Source organism: Mesorhizobium sp. M1A.T.Ca.IN.004.03.1.1, assembly GCF_003997555.1.
Classification (GTDB): Bacteria; Pseudomonadota; Alphaproteobacteria; order Rhizobiales; family Rhizobiaceae; genus Mesorhizobium.
The window spans coordinates 1-255 of record NZ_RZTV01000651.1 but is presented as its reverse complement, the minus strand read 5'-3'; the positions used below and the strand labels follow the sequence as shown (position 1 = coordinate 255).

Sequence of the window (255 nt, the reverse complement as noted above, 5' to 3'; positions counted from 1 at the left end):
GAAATGGCGTGCCGGTGCAAGGCTTTCGCCAAGGCGCGCATTGCGGTTTTGCCGTCCATTAACGCAGCCGCGGTAGGGTTCCCCTATGACGATGACCGATATTATTAAATGGGCCTTGCTGTTTCTGGCGCTGAACCTTTTGGTATTCTCGATCTATTTCTTCGACAAACAGGCGGCGCGCTACGGCAGGCGGCGCATCAGCGAGCGCACGCTTCTCCTCCTGGCGCTGATCGGCGGCAGCCTTGGCGCGGTGGC

General features: G+C 59.6%; 1 protein-coding gene. It reads left to right on the top strand.

Annotated elements, in window-relative coordinates:
• Positions 1–85 precede the first annotated feature (85 nt).
• Positions 86–255, top strand: a 170-nt coding sequence (locus EOD29_RS33255) for a DUF1294 domain-containing protein (protein WP_164764021.1), incomplete at its 3' end; no start/stop codon positions are given.